The 16,157-nt window shown below is 58.3% G+C and carries 28 protein-coding genes; 17 read left to right on the top strand and 11 right to left on the bottom strand.

Going from position 1 to position 16,157, the window contains the following annotated elements; genetic code table 11:
* The first annotated feature begins 26 nt into the window (after positions 1-26).
* Complete coding sequence (locus SynA1560_RS06095; RefSeq protein ID WP_186501423.1) at positions 27-755, top strand: AhpC/TSA family protein; 729 nt, start codon at positions 27-29, stop codon at positions 753-755.
* Positions 745-1,329 (top strand): pyridoxamine 5'-phosphate oxidase family protein, encoded by a 585-nt coding sequence (locus SynA1560_RS06100; protein ID WP_186501424.1) that lies wholly within the window; start codon positions 745-747, stop codon positions 1,327-1,329. Before SynA1560_RS06095 ends, SynA1560_RS06100 begins: the two co-directional genes overlap by 11 nt.
* Here the strand turns inward: SynA1560_RS06100 and SynA1560_RS06105 are convergent.
* Positions 1,319-1,789, bottom strand: coding sequence for a hypothetical protein (locus SynA1560_RS06105; protein WP_255477094.1), 471 nt, complete (start codon positions 1,787-1,789; stop codon positions 1,319-1,321). The two genes, SynA1560_RS06100 and SynA1560_RS06105, sit on opposite strands and share 11 nt — an antisense overlap.
* 48 nt (positions 1,790-1,837) lie before the next feature.
* Between SynA1560_RS06105 and SynA1560_RS06110 the strand changes: the two genes are divergently transcribed.
* The 3 genes from SynA1560_RS06110 to SynA1560_RS06120 all read left to right on the top strand — a co-directional run bounded on the left by SynA1560_RS06110 (position 1,838) and on the right by SynA1560_RS06120 (position 4,391).
* A complete protein-coding gene (locus SynA1560_RS06110) occupies positions 1,838-3,073 on the top strand; it encodes a glutathione S-transferase family protein (protein ID WP_186470728.1) in 1,236 nt (411 codons plus the stop codon).
* Between the two features lie 158 nt (positions 3,074-3,231).
* Positions 3,232-3,522: a hypothetical protein gene (locus tag SynA1560_RS06115; protein WP_255477095.1), complete on the top strand. Its 291-nt coding sequence runs from the start codon at positions 3,232-3,234 to the stop codon at positions 3,520-3,522.
* Positions 3,522-4,391 carry an NAD(P)-dependent oxidoreductase gene (locus tag SynA1560_RS06120; protein WP_186501425.1) on the top strand — a complete coding sequence of 290 codons (870 nt, stop codon included), beginning with the start codon at positions 3,522-3,524 and terminating at the stop codon, positions 4,389-4,391. Before SynA1560_RS06115 ends, SynA1560_RS06120 begins: the two co-directional genes overlap by 1 nt.
* Here the strand turns inward: SynA1560_RS06120 and SynA1560_RS06125 are convergent.
* Positions 4,369-4,584: a chlorophyll a/b-binding protein gene (locus SynA1560_RS06125; protein ID WP_186470730.1), complete on the bottom strand. Its 216-nt coding sequence runs from the start codon at positions 4,582-4,584 to the stop codon at positions 4,369-4,371. The genes SynA1560_RS06120 and SynA1560_RS06125 overlap by 23 nt on opposite strands.
* Before the next feature lie 86 nt (positions 4,585-4,670).
* On the opposite strand from SynA1560_RS06125, the gene SynA1560_RS06130 reads away from it, so the two are divergent.
* Positions 4,671-5,090 (top strand): nuclear transport factor 2 family protein, encoded by a 420-nt coding sequence (locus SynA1560_RS06130; protein ID WP_186501426.1) that lies wholly within the window; start codon positions 4,671-4,673, stop codon positions 5,088-5,090.
* A gap of 244 nt (positions 5,091-5,334) precedes the next feature.
* Positions 5,335-5,856: a DoxX family protein gene (locus SynA1560_RS06135; RefSeq protein ID WP_186501427.1), complete on the top strand. Its 522-nt coding sequence runs from the start codon at positions 5,335-5,337 to the stop codon at positions 5,854-5,856.
* 18 nt (positions 5,857-5,874) lie between these two features.
* Here SynA1560_RS06135 and SynA1560_RS06140 read toward each other — a convergent pair whose 3' ends face one another.
* Positions 5,875-6,030, bottom strand: a complete 156-nt coding sequence (locus tag SynA1560_RS06140) for a hypothetical protein (protein ID WP_186501428.1) — start codon at positions 6,028-6,030, stop codon at positions 5,875-5,877.
* A gap of 47 nt (positions 6,031-6,077) precedes the next feature.
* Here SynA1560_RS06140 and SynA1560_RS06145 point away from each other — a divergent pair, with 47 nt between their 5' ends.
* Both SynA1560_RS06145 and SynA1560_RS06150 read left to right on the top strand, forming a co-directional pair.
* Entirely contained in the window at positions 6,078-6,260 is a 183-nt protein-coding gene (locus SynA1560_RS06145) for a hypothetical protein (RefSeq protein WP_186470733.1), read from the top strand.
* 14 nt (positions 6,261-6,274) lie between these two features.
* Positions 6,275-6,919, top strand: a complete 645-nt coding sequence (locus SynA1560_RS06150; protein ID WP_186501429.1) for an SOS response-associated peptidase — start codon at positions 6,275-6,277, stop codon at positions 6,917-6,919.
* 3 nt (positions 6,920-6,922) lie between these two features.
* On the opposite strand, the gene SynA1560_RS06155 is transcribed toward SynA1560_RS06150, so the two are convergent.
* Genes SynA1560_RS06155 through SynA1560_RS06165 form a run of 3 tightly spaced genes read right to left on the bottom strand, consistent with a single transcriptional unit; the run spans position 6,923 to position 8,090 of the window.
* Positions 6,923-7,417, bottom strand: coding sequence for a WbuC family cupin fold metalloprotein (locus tag SynA1560_RS06155; RefSeq protein WP_186501430.1), 495 nt, complete (start codon positions 7,415-7,417; stop codon positions 6,923-6,925).
* 5 nt (positions 7,418-7,422) lie between these two features.
* Positions 7,423-7,593, bottom strand: coding sequence for a hypothetical protein (locus SynA1560_RS06160; RefSeq protein WP_186470736.1), 171 nt, complete (start codon positions 7,591-7,593; stop codon positions 7,423-7,425).
* Positions 7,593-8,090: a hypothetical protein gene (locus tag SynA1560_RS06165; RefSeq protein WP_255477096.1), complete on the bottom strand. Its 498-nt coding sequence runs from the start codon at positions 8,088-8,090 to the stop codon at positions 7,593-7,595. Before SynA1560_RS06165 ends, SynA1560_RS06160 begins: the two co-directional genes overlap by 1 nt.
* Before the next feature lie 132 nt (positions 8,091-8,222).
* Between SynA1560_RS06165 and SynA1560_RS06170 the strand changes: the two genes are divergently transcribed.
* The 3 genes from SynA1560_RS06170 (at position 8,223) to SynA1560_RS06180 (ending at position 9,791) form a co-directional block, all read left to right on the top strand.
* Positions 8,223-9,029 (top strand): prohibitin family protein, encoded by an 807-nt coding sequence (locus tag SynA1560_RS06170; protein WP_186501432.1) that lies wholly within the window; start codon positions 8,223-8,225, stop codon positions 9,027-9,029.
* Positions 9,030-9,349: 320 nt separating this feature from the next.
* Positions 9,350-9,517 (top strand): hypothetical protein, encoded by a 168-nt coding sequence (locus SynA1560_RS06175; protein WP_370523194.1) that lies wholly within the window; start codon positions 9,350-9,352, stop codon positions 9,515-9,517.
* A gap of 115 nt (positions 9,518-9,632) precedes the next feature.
* Positions 9,633-9,791: a hypothetical protein gene (locus tag SynA1560_RS06180; RefSeq protein ID WP_186470740.1), complete on the top strand. Its 159-nt coding sequence runs from the start codon at positions 9,633-9,635 to the stop codon at positions 9,789-9,791.
* Here the strand turns inward: SynA1560_RS06180 and SynA1560_RS06185 are convergent.
* Positions 9,782-10,159: a DCC1-like thiol-disulfide oxidoreductase family protein gene (locus tag SynA1560_RS06185; protein WP_186470741.1), complete on the bottom strand. Its 378-nt coding sequence runs from the start codon at positions 10,157-10,159 to the stop codon at positions 9,782-9,784. The two genes, SynA1560_RS06180 and SynA1560_RS06185, sit on opposite strands and share 10 nt — an antisense overlap.
* Before the next feature lie 140 nt (positions 10,160-10,299).
* On the opposite strand from SynA1560_RS06185, the gene SynA1560_RS06190 reads away from it, so the two are divergent.
* Positions 10,300-10,602 (top strand): TIGR03894 family protein, encoded by a 303-nt coding sequence (locus tag SynA1560_RS06190; RefSeq protein WP_186501433.1) that lies wholly within the window; start codon positions 10,300-10,302, stop codon positions 10,600-10,602.
* 2 nt (positions 10,603-10,604) lie between these two features.
* On the opposite strand, the gene SynA1560_RS06195 is transcribed toward SynA1560_RS06190, so the two are convergent.
* Entirely contained in the window at positions 10,605-12,065 is a 1,461-nt protein-coding gene (locus SynA1560_RS06195; protein WP_186501434.1) for a glycosyl hydrolase family 57, read from the bottom strand.
* A gap of 669 nt (positions 12,066-12,734) precedes the next feature.
* On the opposite strand from SynA1560_RS06195, the gene SynA1560_RS13930 reads away from it, so the two are divergent.
* Positions 12,735-12,947, top strand: coding sequence for a hypothetical protein (locus SynA1560_RS13930; protein ID WP_186470744.1), 213 nt, complete (start codon positions 12,735-12,737; stop codon positions 12,945-12,947).
* 118 nt (positions 12,948-13,065) lie between these two features.
* On the top strand, positions 13,066-13,221 hold the full coding sequence (locus SynA1560_RS06205) for a hypothetical protein (RefSeq protein WP_186470745.1): 156 nt from the start codon (positions 13,066-13,068) through the stop codon (positions 13,219-13,221).
* Here the strand turns inward: SynA1560_RS06205 and SynA1560_RS06210 are convergent.
* Positions 13,218-13,742, bottom strand: coding sequence for a hypothetical protein (locus SynA1560_RS06210; RefSeq protein ID WP_186501436.1), 525 nt, complete (start codon positions 13,740-13,742; stop codon positions 13,218-13,220). The two genes, SynA1560_RS06205 and SynA1560_RS06210, sit on opposite strands and share 4 nt — an antisense overlap.
* Positions 13,739-13,897, bottom strand: coding sequence for a hypothetical protein (locus SynA1560_RS06215; protein ID WP_186470747.1), 159 nt, complete (start codon positions 13,895-13,897; stop codon positions 13,739-13,741). The genes SynA1560_RS06210 and SynA1560_RS06215 overlap by 4 nt, the downstream gene beginning before the upstream one ends.
* 145 nt (positions 13,898-14,042) lie before the next feature.
* Here SynA1560_RS06215 and SynA1560_RS06220 point away from each other — a divergent pair, with 145 nt between their 5' ends.
* A complete protein-coding gene (locus SynA1560_RS06220; RefSeq protein ID WP_186470748.1) occupies positions 14,043-14,297 on the top strand; it encodes a hypothetical protein in 255 nt (84 codons plus the stop codon).
* Between the two features lie 207 nt (positions 14,298-14,504).
* Entirely contained in the window at positions 14,505-15,437 is a 933-nt protein-coding gene (locus tag SynA1560_RS06225) for an N-acetylmuramoyl-L-alanine amidase-like domain-containing protein (RefSeq protein WP_186501437.1), read from the top strand.
* Positions 15,438-15,512: 75 nt separating this feature from the next.
* Here the strand turns inward: SynA1560_RS06225 and SynA1560_RS06230 are convergent, their stop codons facing one another.
* Complete coding sequence (locus SynA1560_RS06230) at positions 15,513-15,947, bottom strand: secondary thiamine-phosphate synthase enzyme YjbQ (RefSeq protein ID WP_186501438.1); 435 nt, start codon at positions 15,945-15,947, stop codon at positions 15,513-15,515.
* Between the last annotated feature and the right edge of the window lie 210 nt (positions 15,948-16,157).

Genomic DNA, 16,157 nt, shown 5'->3' on the forward strand with positions numbered 1-16,157 from the left:
TTGTTAACCGGGTTGTCAACGCACCGATGAAAGCGCCTGAAGCACTGATCAGACGAATTGGCAAAAACCCTGACGGAGCTGCTAAACGGTTAGTTGTGCTGTTAACGCAGCTGGGCGACTTCGACTCGATGGAATATGCCCAGGCGTTGGTGCCGGCGCTGCCCAGGCTCGAGCAGGCCGGCATCCGTCCTCTAGCCATCGCCATTGGTGATCAGGCAGGAGCCGATCGTTTCTGCGACTTCACGGGTTTTCCGCCAGATCTGCTGCAGATCGAGCCTGATCACCAGTTGCATCGTGCGCTGGGCCTTTCAGCGGGGCTTCAGGCACCCGGAGGTCCCTGGCCGTCGTTGCTGTTGATGTGCGCCGGCATTGGTTCTCCTGGAACCTTGAAGGAGGTGTTGCGGGGTTATACCGGTGATCGCTCTGCACCACAGCGCTTCGATGATGATGAGCAGGTGACGACCGGGGTCCTGCCATCCTTCCCCGCCGCCTTGTTTCGGCGTGCGGGGGGAGGGGGCTTCCAGCGTCCGTTTGAACTGGCCACGGTTCGTCTGCGCAACATGAACGAAGTGCTGCGGCACTGGGGCACCTATGTGCCCGATGATCGTTTCATCACGCAGCGGGGAGGAACATTCCTTCTCGATGACGACGACTCACTCCTGTACGTCTATCGCGACCGAGGCATTCTTGGATTCTCAGAGTCGATGGCGCGGCCGCTGGCCTTTCTTGACCCCTGGCTAAACGATGCCCGTTGATCAGGGTCGTGTGGACCCAATTCCTCCATGGAGACCGTTGCTGCGCGGAGCGCGCCAGCGTGAAGGACGCGCCGCAGGATCGGGCTGGCTGCAATTGGCCAGCGTCGCTCACGACGGCACACCCCGGGTGCGCACGTTGGTGTTTCGGGGTTGGAGCCCATCGGGTGATCTGGAGCTGCTCACGGATGCCCGCAGCGAGAAACCTTCTGAACTGATGCATCAGCCTCAGGTGGAGCTGTGTTGGTTGTTCCGCAAGGCACGAGAGCAATTTCGGTTGCGTGGCGCGGCGGCGTTGATCACCCCTGAGCAGGACCCCACAGGTCTGGCGGATCATTGGCAGAAACTCTCTCCCCCCGGTCGCAGTGTCTGGGCTTGGCCGAATCCTGGGGAGCTTTTGTCTGAAGCAGGGCCGTGGCCTCGGGATGTGGTCGACGGCGAAGCTGTTCCGCCACACCTGTTGCTCTTGCGTATTCACCTGTCTCAGGTGGAGCAGCTTGATCTGAAGCCTCACCCGCATTGTCGCCGCCGTTGGCAGCGTCACGACCACTGGTGTGAACAGCGGCTCAACCCTTGAGGGTCCAGAGAGCTAAGCCACCACCACGGCCACGGGCTGCCATCCATCCGTCGTTGCTGCGACTGATCAAGGCAAAAAAGGGCTCACGGCCTTGTGTGGGGCTGGGGAGCATTCGTTTCAGCAGCGTGAGCTGTCCAAGCTTCAGTTCCACCTGCTCGAACTGAAACACCAGCAGCGGGCGCCTGCCGCGCAGATGGCCAGGCCCTTGAAACTGCAGGCAGAGCGGCCCCAGGTTCACAGCATTGCGTAGCTGAAGATCAGCGTTTCGGCCTGCTGAGATGTCCAGACAGGCTCCAAGGCTGCGCAAAAACCAACCACTCAGGGCGTTGGTTTCTTGGCGACCTCTGGGCCAGATCGTCGTCAGCTGCCAGCAGCCAAGGATGTCCTCGCATTGGAGGCCAGTGCCCCGGTGACGGGCCCGATCTTCAAGGTCCTGCAGCTGGCGGTGATCGATGGTCACAGGCGATTCACTTCAGCGGTGATCATGCAGTGATGATCCGAGACTCTCATGGTTGCCCTCAATCCCGCCACGGCTCTGAGCTGGTCTGAGTTGGAGGCCATGGCACCGCCCGCTGCGGAGCGGGTCGAAGGACCTGCCAATGCGCAAGCCACTCTGCGTCTCTTTGGTCAGCCTGAATCGACGGTGCGCGTCACGCTGTTTCGGGATCACCATGCTTGGTGCCCCTACTGCCAGAAGGTTTGGCTTTGGTTGGAATTTCGCAGGATCCCCTATCGGATCCGCAAGGTCACCATGCGCTGTTATGGGCCCAAGGAGCCATGGTTCACAGCCCTAGTTCCATCGGGGATGCTTCCAGCGCTGGAACTGGATGGGCGGCTGATTACGGAAAGCGACCGGATTCTTGAGGCACTCGAGACGACTTTCGGGCCCGTTGGTGCTCCGATGGGTGATCGCCGCGTGCGCGCCTTACGTGATCTTGAACGGTTGCTGTTCCGGGCCTGGTGCCTCTGGTTGTGCACACCAGGCCTCAATGAACGCCAGGAACGTCAGGCCCGCGACCAGTTTCAGGCTGTGGCACGACAGATGGAGGACGCCCTTGCGGCCGGGGGTGGCACCTGGTTGGATCCCGATGCCCCTGAGGGATCAACCCCGGGCACGGCCGACCTGGTGTTCATCCCCTATGTCGAGCGCATGAACGCGTCGTTGGCTTATTTCAAAGGATTTGCGCTGCGCCAAGCGCATCCGGGAATCGATCGCTGGCTCTCGGCGCTTGAACAACTGGAGACCTATCGCGGTACCCAGAGTGATATGCACACGCATGCCCATGATCTGCCGCCGCAGATGGGTGGATGTTGGGCGGATGGCAGTGAGGACCAGCGCACCATGGCTGCTGCTGTGGATGCTGGGCAGGGGCTCGGTGAGCTGGAGAGTCGCTGGGCTCCGGCGCTGGCTGAAGGGCTGCCGCGAGAGCGGGCGCTGGAGCGCGTGCTGCGTCATCGGAGCACGCTCTTGGCGCGCAATCCCCTTGGCGACGGGTTTGACCAGCCCCTGCGAGCGGCACTCACGGCTTTGATGCTGGGTCGGCCGGTGTCTCCCGAGCCTGGATCGGCTGCCGCCTTGCGCTACCTGCGTGATCGCATCTCAGTGCCTCGAGACATGCCGTTGCACAGTGCCCGTGCACTCAGGCGCGCTCTGGAGTCCACCGCTGTTCTGGATGGGGATCAGCAACCGGCACCGCTCCCGTTCGAGCATCGCTTCGATCAAGACCCTCGTCCGTTTCTTTGATCAGGCTCACGCCGAGGGTGCAATTGATGGCACTTCATTGGTGAACCAACGCTGTAGGCCCAAGCTCCGTCGACCGCATCACCTTTCGTGCCGGAGGGGTGACATGCCATGGGAGGACCAGGCACCTTAACCCGGTGCTTCGATGCCACCGTTCCACCATGCGGCGCCGATCTGATAGCCGTTGCTCAATCAAGCAAGGTGGAGACTCCTCGATGGATGGGCAACGCATGCCATGTGATGGTGTCGCAACGAAGACCGCCTCGACCTCGAGTGGTGAACGCGGGCGCAGCACCAGCAAGTGCAGACCTGGTCAACAGACCTTGGCGTTGCCTCTCTCCGGACGGTTGGATGCGCAGAAGTTGAAACGGGCGCACAAGCGTCTTGCCGTTCAGCTGAACCAAGCGCGTGACGTGCTGCTGCAGGCCCAGAAGGAGGTTAGTCCTATCTGATGACAACCATCGCGCTATTGGGCACCGGTCGTCTCGGTGCCGCCATTGGTCATCGCCTCCTGGAGGTGGGGATGTGCCTCAAGGTGTGGAATCGGGATCCTGATCGCTGTCGATCGCTGGTCAGTGCCGGAGCACTGCATTGCGACAGCCCTGCTGAGACGTTGCTGGATGCCGACACCGTGGTCACCGTGCTTCGGGATGGTCCGGTGACCTCTGCGGTTGTGCAGTGTCTTGGGCCGCTGCAAGGGCGCACTGTGATCCCCATGGGCACCATGGGGATCAGTGAAAGCGTGCGCCTCTCAAAGGACGTCAAAGCGCAGGGCGGCTGCTACCTGGAAGCACCGGTGCTGGGCAGTCGCCCGGAAGCGCAGAAAGGGACGCTGCTGGTGATGGCTGGCGGTGATCCAGAGGTTTTTGAGCTTCAACGTCCCTTGTTGCAGCAGCTTGGTTCCGATCCGCTGCACATGGGCGAGGTCGGTACTGGAGCCGCCGCAAAGTTGGCGCTCAATCAACTCATCGCCAGCCTGACCCATGGGTATTCGCTGGCCCTTCGACTTGTGCAGGCATCAGGTCTGGAGGTGGAGCGTTTCATGGAGGTGCTACGTCCCTCCGCTCTGTATGCACCAACGGTGGATAAGAAGCTCGGGCGGATGCTGACGGAGCACTACGGGGATCCCAACTTCAGCACCAGCCTGTTGCGAAAAGATCTGAATCTCTTTTTGCAGGAATCCAAGCGGGCTGGCGTCGATGCGTCTGCCCTGGAGGGGTTGGCGCTGCTGCTGCAGCGCGCTGAAGGTACGGATCTGGATGCAGGCGATTATTCGGCGCTGCACGCTCTCACCAAGATCAACTCAGATACCAGCGAATGAGACCCATCACTTGACCAGCCGGCCCATGGCCGGTGGCGAGTTCACCCACCACAGCGGCTGCGAAGCCGACCATGGCCGTTCGCCCGTTAAGGCGCTCCACGAATTCCAGAGCGGAGGTGTTCCAGGGGCGTCGGGTGGTCAGGCTTTCGCCAAAAGCCTCGATTGGTTCGTAGTGATATTGCGGATCAGCCATGGGGGCAGTTGCCAGCGGAGCAGTGGAGCTTATGCAACAGAGCCGTTGATCTGAATAAGGTTTTGATCTGAGGATGTTTTTATGTTATGAACGCCGATCGTCTCCGCACTCTGTTTACCAAGCCCTACGGCATGGCTGCTCCGACCGAGGCGCAATGGCGTGAGCTTTACGACGACAACGTTCATTTCCAGGATCCCACGCAAGAGCGCACGGGCATCAAGGCCTACATCGAGGCTCAAGAGGGGCTGATCCAACGCTGTGACGACGTTTATTTGGTTCCGAGCTCTATCGCCGTGGAAGGCGACACAGCCTTCATTGAGTGGGAAATGGGGCTGAAGATCAAAGGAATCGAATTCATTTACCCCGGTGCCAGCCGCCTACGCATCAATGGCGAGGGCAAAGTCTGCGATCACCGCGACTACTTTGATTTCGTTGGGCCCACCTTTGAGCCTGTGCCGGTGATCGGCGGGTTTGTGCGTTGGCTTTACAAACGCTTTGTGGACTGACTGCGACTGAACTTCCAAAACGCCAGGGTGGTGGTCGCAGCACCGAAGCCCAAGAAGAGCGTTATGAGGACTTCACTCGTCATGTCAAGCGCCCGTTACCTAATTTCATTATGGTCGTCTGCGATCCCGAGCGTGGATCCCAGAGTTAGTAGGTAGTTTTACTCATCTTGTTCTGATCCCGCCGCGCGAGCTCGCGGAAGGGCGTGGTGAATCCTTAATTTTTCGTCATTAAGTTTTTGCTGTTGTGCTCAGAGCTGTCCTTTCAAAGCCATTTCTCGCTGACGCTGGCCTCTTGATCCTCCGCGTCTTTACCGGTGTTCTGTTGATTCACCACGGCTACGAGAAGCTCGCCAACATCGAGAACTTCGCTGATGCTTTCGTTAGGCCCTTGCATCTGCCGTTCCCGATCACCCTTTCTTACATCGCTGCCTTCTCCGAGATTGGTGGCAGCTGGCTGATCATCACCGGTTTGCTGACCCGCTTCGGAGCCTTGGCCATCTTCGGAACGATTTCCGTGGCCATCTATCACGCGATCGTGACGTCCGGATTCAATATCTATCTCCTTGAGCTGCTTGGTCTTTATGTGGGTGCAGCGGTTGCCATTTTGGCCGTTGGTCCAGGGCGTTTCGCCATCGATGAATTGATTCTCCGCCGTTTCGACCCCGATGTTCGGTCTCAGACTGATCGTCTCGAAGCTGCCTTCGCTTCCACCGAGCGTGCAACAGGTAATTCCAGCACCTCAGTTGTTCCCGATGGTGTGAGCTGAAAGTCTGCCAACCCTGCTTCAGTACACCGACTGAGGCAGGGTGAAGCCACTTTGCATGTGCTCGAAATCAAGCAAGACCCAAGTCAACCAAATCACGAGTGCAAGCACCCCTGAGACCGCAGCAAAGCGAGCCGCGTTGCGTGCGAGTAGTTCCAGCAGGCTGATCTCCTTCATGGACGATTGGTATCGATTTTCATTGTGCTCGATTTTGGGGAGTGCTGATGGCTTTTGACCTCGACACTCCTACTGCCAGCTTGCTGGTGTTTGGTGTTGCCTTCGCAGCTCTGCAGGTGTGGTGGATCGGAGCTCTGCTTCTGCGGAATCGTCGCCATCGAGGGGAGCGTCCCCTAAGCAGCGAACAGTTTCGCCGTGATCTTGAACGTATCTTTCGTCAAGAGTCCTGAAAGGTTGCTGCGACATGTGCGGCCGTTTCGCGTTGTCCAGTCCCGTTGGCGATCTTCCGCACCCCTTGCGTGAGCGACTGGATGCTGAGCATCGCCGTCATTATTCTCCGCGCCAACTGATCTCTCCAGGCGAACCCGTGTTGGCTTTGCGTCGTGATCAGGCAGGTCCTGAGGCGGCTTTGATGCTTTGGGGGTTGATCCCGAGCTGGAGCAAAGATCCCACGAGGGGCCCTAGACCCATCAATGCTCGCTCCGAAACGGTGGCGGACAAAGCCAGTTTTCGTGGTGCCTGGAGACATCGTCGCTGTCTGATTCCAGCCAGTTCCTTTCTGGAGAAAGGCCGCAGAATCCAGCGTGTCGACGGCCAGCCGTTCTGGTTGGCTGGCCTCTGGGAGCGTTGGCTGGGAAGCGATGGCAGTGAAGTCGACACCTGCACGATCCTCACCACCACTCCGAATGCCCTGGTGAAACCTTTTCACCCGCGCATGCCCGTAACGATCCCCCAAGGTCTGGAGGAGGCCTGGATGGCACCTGCTGATGGGCATCAGCTGCGTGCGCTGGAGCCATTGCTCAACCCATGGGACCCATCGGAATGGCAGTTGGTGGAACCAGAGTCTCAGCAAGGACAACTGTCGCTGCTGGGATCCATGGGGTTGTGATCATCACCGCACGTCGTTTTGAAAGAAAGCTCGCCAGTGCAGCTCCTGCTGACACGCTTCAGGGGTCCCTTCTTGGGGGAAGCTGGCGATGAAGTCTTTGTCGTGAGTGGGCTGGTAGGGGCCTTGCTTGAGTTCGAAGATCACGGAGTCAGGTTCAAGAGCCACCAGGGTGTGGAACTGATTCTCCGCCAGTTCGATGCCCTTGACAGGACCGGCGGCGCGCAGGATTTCTGTCTCGAGTAAAACTCCATCCTCATTCAGAACGAGCAGGCCGATGGCGCCCTGCAGCACAAGAAAGCACTCGAAGCCGGATCCCTGCTGCTCGCGACAATGGCGATGCGGTCGCACGTAGGTGCCTGGCTGCAGCACATTGAGAAATCGCTGGACCACATCCTTGTCCTGATGCAGGTTGTGGTTGCATCGCAGCCGATCACGCTGACGCGACTGCTCCGCCACTTGATTGAACAGCGATTGATCCAGACGCTTCAGATCAGCCATGGCCACTACCAACGTTCTTCTCTGAGACGACGCAAGGTGTTTCTGGGCATCATCCGGTTGTCGCGCAACGTGGGCTTACTGAGTTCCGATCGTCGAGCCCTTGGGTGAAAGCTCACCATCACCATGCCAATCAGCAACAGCAGAATCACTGCTCCTGCCCGGAGAGCCTGAAACATCAGCTGCTTGCGTCGGACGATCCCAAATCAGAACGCACCACACCCTGTTCAAGGGGCAGCAGCTCTTCATCGTCGGCCGCACGGCTGCGCACCGGGGCATTGAAACCACGCGCTCGCGGGTTCTTCACTTCGAAAGGCCCAGGGGTGCCGGCGGGGATGGCCAGGCGAAGGGCAAAGGGATGATCGCCAGGGTCGACGTCACCGATCGAGCCGACGCGCGTACGGTTCTGCAGCACCGGTTCACCGCTTCGATCAAGAATGCGCGCGTAGACGTCTGTATCAACGATTGGATTGCGACCTGGATTGTGGACAGTGCCGCTGAGCACATAACAGCTGGCACCTTCTGGGCTGGTGATGTTGGTGCGTCGACTGAGACTGCTGGTGCTGGGCTGAGCTCCAGGGTCAGACGCGTCGCATGGCATCAAGGCCACCGCATCGAGACGCAGGTCAGCTGCCCAGGCCGGAGGAGCGACCAGAAGAAGCGCAGCGATCAGCAAGGAGGCCAGGCTTCTCACAGCGGCAACGGAGCTTGATCTTTGGACGCTATCAGGGTTTGGGCGGCCCAGTCAGCAGTGTCGCTTCACGGTCGCTAGAAGAAGTCCACAGTCCGCGCACAGCTCTTTCTCCGCATGCAGAGTCCTTCGTCGATGCGATCGGTCAATCCTGGTGGACCTGAAGGAGGCCTGGTCGTGATTGTCGCCATTGTGCTGGCGGCACTTCTGCTCTTGGGGCAGGCGCTTTTTGTGGTCCCTGCTGGTGAGGTGGCCGTGATCACCACTCTGGGAAAAGTAAGTGGGGCTCCTCGACAGCCGGGACTCAACGCCAAGCTTCCTTTGGTGCAACAAGTGTGGCCCTTCAGCATCCGCACGCAGGTCAAGCCTGAGAACTTTGCGACCCTCACCAAGGATCTGCAGGTCATTCAGGCCACAGCAACGATCAAATATGCCCTGCGCCCTGATGAAGCAGGCCGTGTCTACAGCACCATCGCCAGCAGTGATCGCGACGTTTATCCGCGCATCATTCAGCCGTCCCTGTTGAAAGCGCTCAAGTCCGTGTTTTCGCAATACGAGCTGGTGACCATCGCCTCGGAGTGGAACGACATCTCTGCATTGGTGGCCTCCACTGTCGCCGACGAGCTGGATCAGTTCGACTACGTGAAAGTGGTTGGTCTTGATCTCACAGGCCTGGAAATCGCCGAGGAATACCGTGCCGCCATTGAGCAAAAACAGATTGCCGAGCAGCAACTGCTGAGGGCGCAGACCGAAGTGAAGATTGCTGAGCAAGAAGCGCTCCGCTACGACACGCTCAACAAGAGTCTTGATGACCAAGTGCTCTACAAGCTTTTCCTCGACAAATGGGATGGGCAGACCCAGGTGGTTCCTGGTCTGCCGGGGGTGGCTGGCGGGACGCCACCCGTGATTGTCGGCAGGCGATGACGGGCCAGATGTCGTCATGAAGCGGCGAGCCGCCACCGGGATCGCTCTCGTGTTGCTGATGGGGGTGATCACGCACTGTGCGGCTCACATGCGCGTGAGGGTTCGCCATCGCGTCCTGCCCCAGCGAGGCCCAGGTCTTTTGGGTCCACCACCAACACAGCGACTGCCAAGACAGCCATCGCGCCAACAGCGATCCCCCAGTCCACGGGGGACTCTGATTTGATTCGACAAGGTTCGGGGAAGAAAAACCGATGGAATTCCTTCTCTGCTCTCTACGGGGTTAGCCGTGGGGAACCCCCCTTTGGAGGTTCTTCATGTCCATGAAACAGCTGGAGTCATTCCTGGCCCGAGCCAACGGCAATGACGACATCCGCCGTGAAGTGGAGCGGTGCGGCGGTGACACCGCTTGCGTCGCCAAGGTTGGTTTGCGCCACGGCCACAAGTTCTCAGCAGCGAATTACACCCGCTGGCAACGAGAGCACGGATGAACCACAGGCCGCCTCCGGGTCAGGAGGCGGCCATCGTGTAACGGCACCTTCACGCAGCTCACGGCTGACCTCCTGAAGTCTCTAAAACCTGTGAGTCTTGAAATGCGAATGGTCCATGGAGAACAGTTTCAGCCGGGAATTGGCTCGTTCGCTGGCTGTGATGCTTTTGGAGATGCACGCTGAGCTCGAGGAGTTCGCTTTTCAGATGGATCGAGCACCACAAGTGATTCCCACTGGCAGCACCTTTGCGGTGGAGTCCCAGGCTCAAGCCTGATCAGGGTCGAGCGGTAGCCCTCGCCACCCCAGAGCGAGCTGTCGAGCAGCGAGGAGCCCTGGATACAGAAGATTGGCTCTTCGGGGATTCCGGAACAGGCCATGGAGCAATTGCAGCAGGGGATCACTCGGAGTCAGGTGTTGGCACAACACAGCAATGGCGTCGCTGCCATGCCAGATGCGTTCTCCTTCCATCAACACAGCTCCATTGCTGAGGTTGAAGCCTCGGCGGCGCAACATTCCTCGCAGTTCGTGGTCACTGCGTCCATCGCGGATGGTCAGATCAGGCAGCCCTCCGAGTAATTCACTGCGGCGTGCGAAATGACGGCAGAAGGGGCAGCCACCGTCGTAAACGAGTGTGATTGGCATCGCGACATCCTGGCTGCTGGAAAGCTTTTGCGTGGATGTTCTGGCCGTCTCTCAGCTTGCAGAGCCAGGCGGCGTTTCCGAACGGCTGCACCCCAAACAGTAAGTTGATCCGATCGACTTATCCGATCGCATCGGCTCGAATGGCAGACAAGGAACTCCTCAGAGAGGTAGCGCTTGAGCTCTGGGGCTCAGTCAAGAAGCTGCGTCCAGGACTGCCCAGGGAGTCACGCCTGGAACTCACGCTCAAGGCCCTGATGGTGATCGGTGATCTCCAGGATCAGGTGCAGGCCGCTGTCGTTGTGGGGGTGATCGCCGAGCAGGAACCCCCTGAAAGCGAGCCCCAGGGTCAGGATATGACTCAAACCGCTGATTCAGGCTCAGAGGTGGAGCAAACTCCGGACGGCCGTCGTGTGGTGCGTCGTCGTTCCCGTGCTGCTGGCTGAGTTCAGGCGGATCGCGCTGCTAACAGCAGAGATTCACCACGGCGGTGAATCTCTCGGGCGAAATCGGTCCAAAGCCCTTGTCCCCAGTATCGGAAACAGCTGGTCTCCAGCAGCAGCAGATGCAGCAGCGCATCTCGGTAGAGGTCTGTCGTGGTGATCGATGGCTGTTCGGAGTGCCGCGTATCGAACACCTGATGGAAGGTTGCGCTGAGCTGTTGCATCGGCTCGAGCACGTTCTCGTATCCCCTGACCCAACTGAGGTCATTGGTCCATGAGGCTCCCTCCATGGCCAGGGACTGGTCCTGCTTTTGCAGCGCGGCAATGGCGTCGTTGAGATTGCTTGGCTTCGTTGCCGCGCCGAGATGGGTCCAGAGTTTGTGTTGATGCACGGCCTGGATTTGGGGCAACGCATCCCATGACACCTGCAAGTCGTCGAGTGCCTGCAGGTATTCACTGCCATTGAGGGCCGCTGTGGCCACGCCTTGATCGCGGATGCGACGGTTTGCCTGTCGGAATGCATCCGGAAACTCATTCATCATCACGCCGCCGTTTTCGCCATCTGCGATCTGGGTGACCAGCGAAGGCACTTGCACGCCTCCGATGCTTTGACGCTCAAGCCCAAGTGCTTCTGCGCACGGTTGCATCTGGCCAACGAGTTTGGTGTCTGATCCCTGGGTCTTGATCAGGGCGATCATGCTGACTTCGTCGCCTGTGGATGAGCGAGCCATGAGCCGATTGGGCACATAAAGCTGGTGTGCGCTCAGCGTCGAGCCATCCCGTTGTTCAACGCTGTGTTCTTGAATCATTAACCACCGGTATCCCGCATCGCGCAGGGCATGGAGCAGTGCAAACAGGGTGTCGGGATGGTTGGGGAGATGCATTTCTGGCAGTGAAAAACCGCGAACGCGGCGAAGGGCATCGTTTCCGAACAGCCGGGCGAATTGGTGCTGCCAGGCCCTGATCTGCAAGCTCAGATCGGGGATGGGTGTGGATGGCGCGACGGCATGTCCCCAGAAGCTGCCGAGCCATTCCACATGCTGTTGCATTGCGTCATCACAGGCGAGAAATCGCAGAGATTGAATGATGTCTTCTCGTCCCATCTGCGCAAGCCCCCAGAGGAGATTGCCGGAGTAATCGAGCATAATTCTTGGCTCACATCCTTCCTCGATCAGTTCGGGAATCAGATCAGCCATGCGCCGATAGCAGTGCGCAAAGGCTTCAGCGTTGTGGTTATCTCCTTCGTCTGAATGATCGAACATGTATTGCAGGTGAGAGATCAACTCTCCATGAGGGCCGGCTGGCACCGTTGGCTGATGCATGTGGAGGGCGCACGCGAACGCCGAGCGCAAATGCCTTGTGTCGTGGCTCTCTGATGCCTGCCAGAAGTATTCGCGGTTCTGCATTAAGGATTGGATGGACTGTTCTCGTCCGCAGATTGATAAATAATCAGATTGTTCTGCCATGGCGGATGAGGTGTTGAGTCCTTAAATCGTGCAAATTTTGCTCATGAATAGACCCCCAGGATTCAGTGTTGGCTCTGAATCCTGGGGGTTGTTGCCAGCCAGATTGGCTGGTCTCGGATGACCGCCCCATTCCGATGAATGAAACGGCCTAGCTCGCTCGTTGATTCATTGGCTTCCTGTCTGATGCTGAGGGTGAATCCTTGGTTGAATCCGTTGCGAAGGACAGTGAATGAAGCAAAGGAAAGGGTGAGCAGAAGCGAACAATTCGGCTGTGGGCGCCTGGGGCCAGGATCCAGTGGGATCAGAACTGCATGGATCTGTGATGGTGATCCTGACTGGTGCAGTCTGGCGTTGGTTGGGGGAGCGCTGGAGCAGGGGCGAACAGTCGAAAGGCTTCTCAGGCTTGCTCAGGTGGAGTGTCAGCCGGCATGCGGTACCTCCTGTTGTCTTTATTCAGTGTTGATGCTCTGATCTGATGAGGCAATCGGTGCAATCGCGCATTGCTGTTTCACATCAGCTGGGTGATGGTGAAAATGCTGTGCTTGATGGATTCGCGGCACATCAGGCCTCTGGATTGTTGCAGGGCTTAGATGATTGAAGGCTTGGATGTGTGAGCTGGTACCGTGCCGGTGATGGTCAGCTGTATTCCGGAGCCCAGCCGGCTTCTTGATGCCACGTTGGTGTCCACAATCTGCAGCGCCTGGTCAGGTGCTCTCCATCGGCAAGACGTTGCTGACGCAGCCGACACGCCACCAGCGTGTGGCAATGGGCATCGACGCCGTGGGTGAAGTGCTGGCATGTCATGCAGGCTTCACTCCCACGGAACGACAACAGCTCATGCTCGTCCACAAAGGTCCATTCCTCCATCCCGTCGATGCATAGTACGTCTGTACTAGCCGAGGATCGGGTTTGAGGTCAAGTGCCGATGCACGAGATCCGTCTTCGTCAAGAAATGGAAAGCAAGGTTGTGAGCTACTGGGAATGATCCGAAGCTCCGTTGATGGGATTGCTTCACTGTCCGCTCTGCATGGGCCTTGCCGTTCTCTCGGCGGTTCGTTTTATGGCCCACGTCGTGCTGGCCCTGCAGCTGGAGATGCAGCGCACCCAACGAACTTCGCACCCAGCTGATCTGCTGGGCACCATTTTCGGGCTTTAGGTCTTGCTGCACTTGGCTGTTGTCTCGCCTAGAGCACTTTCGGCTTCCTTCGGGCGCACTGAAGTCAAGACGTCCTTGATGTAGTCCATCCCCCAGTCGAGTGTGTGCACCGGTAGGTCGTAGCACTCGGCAAACAGTCGACGCCGAGCGCTTTCCAGGCGTTCGTGGCCGATCGCTTCGAGATTGGCTCTGGAGGCCCGGAAAAATTCGCTGCGATTTGCGCTGTCGTTGCGTTTGATCCCGTTCACATAAAGCGTTCGGATCTCAATGAGAAGCTCCTGCGTGGTGCTGTCGAAGCGAAGAGTTTGTTGTCCTAGGGGGATTTCCATGCCTTTGATGCAACGCATTGAGAACCGCATTGCCCTGCGGGTGTCCTCGGCATTGAGCGCATCGGCATGGCCCTCCCGAAAGCGGAGCTGGATCATCCCGTTGCTGCACTCCAACACCCGGAGGATGGCCAGTTTGTCCAGTTCGGCAGTCGGGATTTGGCGAAGCAGCACCGGCCAGCGGCCCTCGCTCATCGCTCCGACACCACCCACGCCGTAGCTGCGCGTTGTCGCAAGTACAAATCAGCGAGTTCACGAGCCAGGGACTGGAGCTCGTGCACATCGGTGGTGGAATCGATCATCCGCTTGAGCGACTCGGATTCGAACTGCTGAGAGAGGTTCAGCTGCATGGCACAGCAATTTAGTTTGCGTATCTTAAAAAAACTTCATGGCCTGTCGTGTCGGCTTGGTTGTTGGGGTTTTCGGTCATTCGGCGTCGGATTCGCGGTTGGCGCGTCAGGCCGACAGGATGTAACAAGTTCGTTACAAAGAGTCATGACGTTGGGGGAGCTCTTTTTGAAAAGCCTGTCGAGTGGCGTGATCACGCAGGGTGAGGTCGACTGGCTGGCGTCTCATCAGCATGAGTTTTCACGCCACGAAGAGGCCGCGGCGATTCGTCTGGGTCGGTTGATGGATGAGGGGGTGGTGAATCTCGGGTGTCGGGTGACGCCTCAATGGCTTCATCACCGCGACGTGCTGGAGCACTGGATTGAGCCGCTTGGTCGCCGCCGCCATGCTGTTCAGAGCTGATTCAATCCTGATTCCGCTGCCGAACCCATTGCTGATGCGTGCGAACGCGTTTGCGTTTTGGGTTGTCCGATTCAGGCTCGGATGCATTTCATGAATCAGTGAAATGATGGGCAAGTTGGGTGCTGTGGTCGGAGTTTTGCCTTGGTCGTCGACTGTGTTGTTGGTTCGGTGGTCGGCAGGCCTGACTTTGCCCTATTGCTTCCTTCCATGAAACGTTCTCGGTGGCCCCTGAGCGCTCTGATCGTTGCGATCGGGATTTGGTCATCTGGGTCCGTTGATGCTGCTCAGACGCGATCGAATGCAGCAACGACATCTGCCGACGGCATCGCGTCGAACACGCTCAGCCTTCAGATCGGCAGCAATATTGAGGTGATTGGTGATACGCGCAATCGCTTCGCGACGCGACGTTCGTTGATTGCGGGTTTGTCGGTGAATCAGGCCATGGCACGCCTTGCTGAATCGTTTGTCGGCAGCCCTTATCTCGCCATGTCTCTTGATGTTGATGGTGCTGAAAAGCTGCGTCTCGATCTCACGCAATTTGATTGCATGTTGTTTGTTGAGCAGCTTCTGGCTTTGGCATGGTCGCAGTCTTTTGATCAGTTCTCTGCGCGCACGCAGAGCTTGCGCTATCGCGATGGCGATGTTTCCTATTGCAATCGTTGGCATTATTTCCAAGACTGGGTGGATTCAGCTGTCAAGCAGGGAATGCTGGAGGCTGATTTCGCGTTAGAAGGAGAGGTTTCGCGATCATTGTCCTTGAATTTCATGTCATCCAATCGCGCTCTTTATCCCAAGTTGCGATCGAATGTTTTGTTCGATTGCATCAACGCTCTGGAAAACTCCCATCGGGTTCAGCAGCGGTTCATTCCACTAAGCGCCATTGAATCCGTTCTCCCCAGTCTTCAATCCGGTGATCTGTTCGCGATCGCAACCCGCGTGGAGGGCCTCGATGTCAGTCACACCGGTGTGTTGGTCAGGTCAGGATCAAGAATGGATGCCATCCATGCTGCCCCAGGCGAGGGAGTGATGCGTTCCCCTGGGGTGGCCCGCTACCTGCGTTCGGTCCCCGACGCCATTGGTGTGGTGATTGTGAGACCCGCAGCCTCGGCAATCGGCACCCAGCATTCAGACAACGTTTGAGGTGAGTGATGCTCGCCTTGCCGTCTTCGTTCTGACATGGAGCTGGGGCCTCGGTCGAGAAGATGCTGCACAGTCTCACGCCGAAAGCCACTGCAATGACACCTTGCGTTGCCGTGGTCCATCCAGTTCCACCAGCAGCACGTCCTGATACTGGCCCAGTTGCAACTCTCCATTGCAGACATTCACGGTCACTTGGTTGCCCAGCAGCAAAGCCTGCAAGTGCGCATGGGCATTGCGTGGCTCATCGTCAGGGATGCCTGGGCGAAGATGCAGGTCGTCATGCTTCCAGTCATCGCCCGGAGGAGCCATCTGGCTGAGCCACCGTTTCAGGTCCATCAGCAGCCGTTCCTCCAGTTCGTTGATGATCACGGCAGTGGTGGTGTGCTGGCCTGACACGACCACAGCGCCATCGCGCTCACCATGCACTTGCACGAATCGACGCAGCGCTGCAGTAAGTGGCAGATACTGAAAAGGTGCCTCGGTGCTGAGGCTGAGGAGCTGGGAGGTCATGCCGTCATGCTGGCCTCTGGTCTGAATGATTGCTCCAGGAAATCCCACATGGCTCTACTTCCCCGCTGACATTGGAGGATGTGGAGCTACAGCCTGGTCATAGCAACGGTCGGTAGTGATGTCTGTATCTAATAAAAAGTCCGCTAAGAGTGCGGGCGATGGTGCTAGGTATCGGAGGCTGATTGATGGGATTATTGGCGTGATTGAAGT

Origin of the sequence: Synechococcus sp. A15-60 (assembly GCF_014280095.1) — a bacterium.
In the GTDB taxonomy this organism is placed as follows: Bacteria; Cyanobacteriota; Cyanobacteriia; order PCC-6307; family Cyanobiaceae; genus Synechococcus_C.

What these genes read in the sequence shown, in the direction of transcription:
- SynA1560_RS06190 (WP_186501433.1), top strand. Translation starts at nt 10,300, where the DNA reads ATGGCAGACAAGGAACTCCTCAGAGAGGTAGCGCTTGAGCTCTGGGGC.
- SynA1560_RS06195 (WP_186501434.1), bottom strand. Translation starts at nt 12,065, where the DNA reads ATGGCAGAACAATCTGATTATTTATCAATCTGCGGACGAGAACAGTCC.
- SynA1560_RS06095 (WP_186501423.1), top strand. Translation starts at nt 27, where the DNA reads ATGAAAGCGCCTGAAGCACTGATCAGACGAATTGGCAAAAACCCTGAC.
- SynA1560_RS06180 (WP_186470740.1), top strand. Translation starts at nt 9,633, where the DNA reads ATGGAGAACAGTTTCAGCCGGGAATTGGCTCGTTCGCTGGCTGTGATG.
- SynA1560_RS06140 (WP_186501428.1), bottom strand. Translation starts at nt 6,030, where the DNA reads ATGAAGGAGATCAGCCTGCTGGAACTACTCGCACGCAACGCGGCTCGC.
- SynA1560_RS06120 (WP_186501425.1), top strand. Translation starts at nt 3,522, where the DNA reads ATGACAACCATCGCGCTATTGGGCACCGGTCGTCTCGGTGCCGCCATT.
- SynA1560_RS06145 (WP_186470733.1), top strand. Translation starts at nt 6,078, where the DNA reads ATGGCTTTTGACCTCGACACTCCTACTGCCAGCTTGCTGGTGTTTGGT.
- SynA1560_RS06185 (WP_186470741.1), bottom strand. Translation starts at nt 10,159, where the DNA reads ATGCCAATCACACTCGTTTACGACGGTGGCTGCCCCTTCTGCCGTCAT.
- SynA1560_RS06220 (WP_186470748.1), top strand. Translation starts at nt 14,043, where the DNA reads ATGACGTTGGGGGAGCTCTTTTTGAAAAGCCTGTCGAGTGGCGTGATC.
- SynA1560_RS06160 (WP_186470736.1), bottom strand. Translation starts at nt 7,593, where the DNA reads ATGTTTCAGGCTCTCCGGGCAGGAGCAGTGATTCTGCTGTTGCTGATT.
- SynA1560_RS06115 (WP_255477095.1), top strand. Translation starts at nt 3,232, where the DNA reads ATGCGGCGCCGATCTGATAGCCGTTGCTCAATCAAGCAAGGTGGAGAC.
- SynA1560_RS06230 (WP_186501438.1), bottom strand. Translation starts at nt 15,947, where the DNA reads ATGACCTCCCAGCTCCTCAGCCTCAGCACCGAGGCACCTTTTCAGTAT.
- SynA1560_RS06100 (WP_186501424.1), top strand. Translation starts at nt 745, where the DNA reads ATGCCCGTTGATCAGGGTCGTGTGGACCCAATTCCTCCATGGAGACCG.
- SynA1560_RS06205 (WP_186470745.1), top strand. Translation starts at nt 13,066, where the DNA reads ATGGGATTGCTTCACTGTCCGCTCTGCATGGGCCTTGCCGTTCTCTCG.
- SynA1560_RS06215 (WP_186470747.1), bottom strand. Translation starts at nt 13,897, where the DNA reads ATGCAGCTGAACCTCTCTCAGCAGTTCGAATCCGAGTCGCTCAAGCGG.
- SynA1560_RS06110 (WP_186470728.1), top strand. Translation starts at nt 1,838, where the DNA reads ATGGTTGCCCTCAATCCCGCCACGGCTCTGAGCTGGTCTGAGTTGGAG.
- SynA1560_RS06210 (WP_186501436.1), bottom strand. Translation starts at nt 13,742, where the DNA reads ATGAGCGAGGGCCGCTGGCCGGTGCTGCTTCGCCAAATCCCGACTGCC.
- SynA1560_RS06170 (WP_186501432.1), top strand. Translation starts at nt 8,223, where the DNA reads ATGCAGAGTCCTTCGTCGATGCGATCGGTCAATCCTGGTGGACCTGAA.
- SynA1560_RS13930 (WP_186470744.1), top strand. Translation starts at nt 12,735, where the DNA reads ATGCCACGTTGGTGTCCACAATCTGCAGCGCCTGGTCAGGTGCTCTCC.
- SynA1560_RS06175 (WP_370523194.1), top strand. Translation starts at nt 9,350, where the DNA reads ATGAAACAGCTGGAGTCATTCCTGGCCCGAGCCAACGGCAATGACGAC.
- SynA1560_RS06130 (WP_186501426.1), top strand. Translation starts at nt 4,671, where the DNA reads ATGAACGCCGATCGTCTCCGCACTCTGTTTACCAAGCCCTACGGCATG.
- SynA1560_RS06155 (WP_186501430.1), bottom strand. Translation starts at nt 7,417, where the DNA reads ATGGCTGATCTGAAGCGTCTGGATCAATCGCTGTTCAATCAAGTGGCG.
- SynA1560_RS06125 (WP_186470730.1), bottom strand. Translation starts at nt 4,584, where the DNA reads ATGGCTGATCCGCAATATCACTACGAACCAATCGAGGCTTTTGGCGAA.
- SynA1560_RS06225 (WP_186501437.1), top strand. Translation starts at nt 14,505, where the DNA reads ATGAAACGTTCTCGGTGGCCCCTGAGCGCTCTGATCGTTGCGATCGGG.
- SynA1560_RS06150 (WP_186501429.1), top strand. Translation starts at nt 6,275, where the DNA reads ATGTGCGGCCGTTTCGCGTTGTCCAGTCCCGTTGGCGATCTTCCGCAC.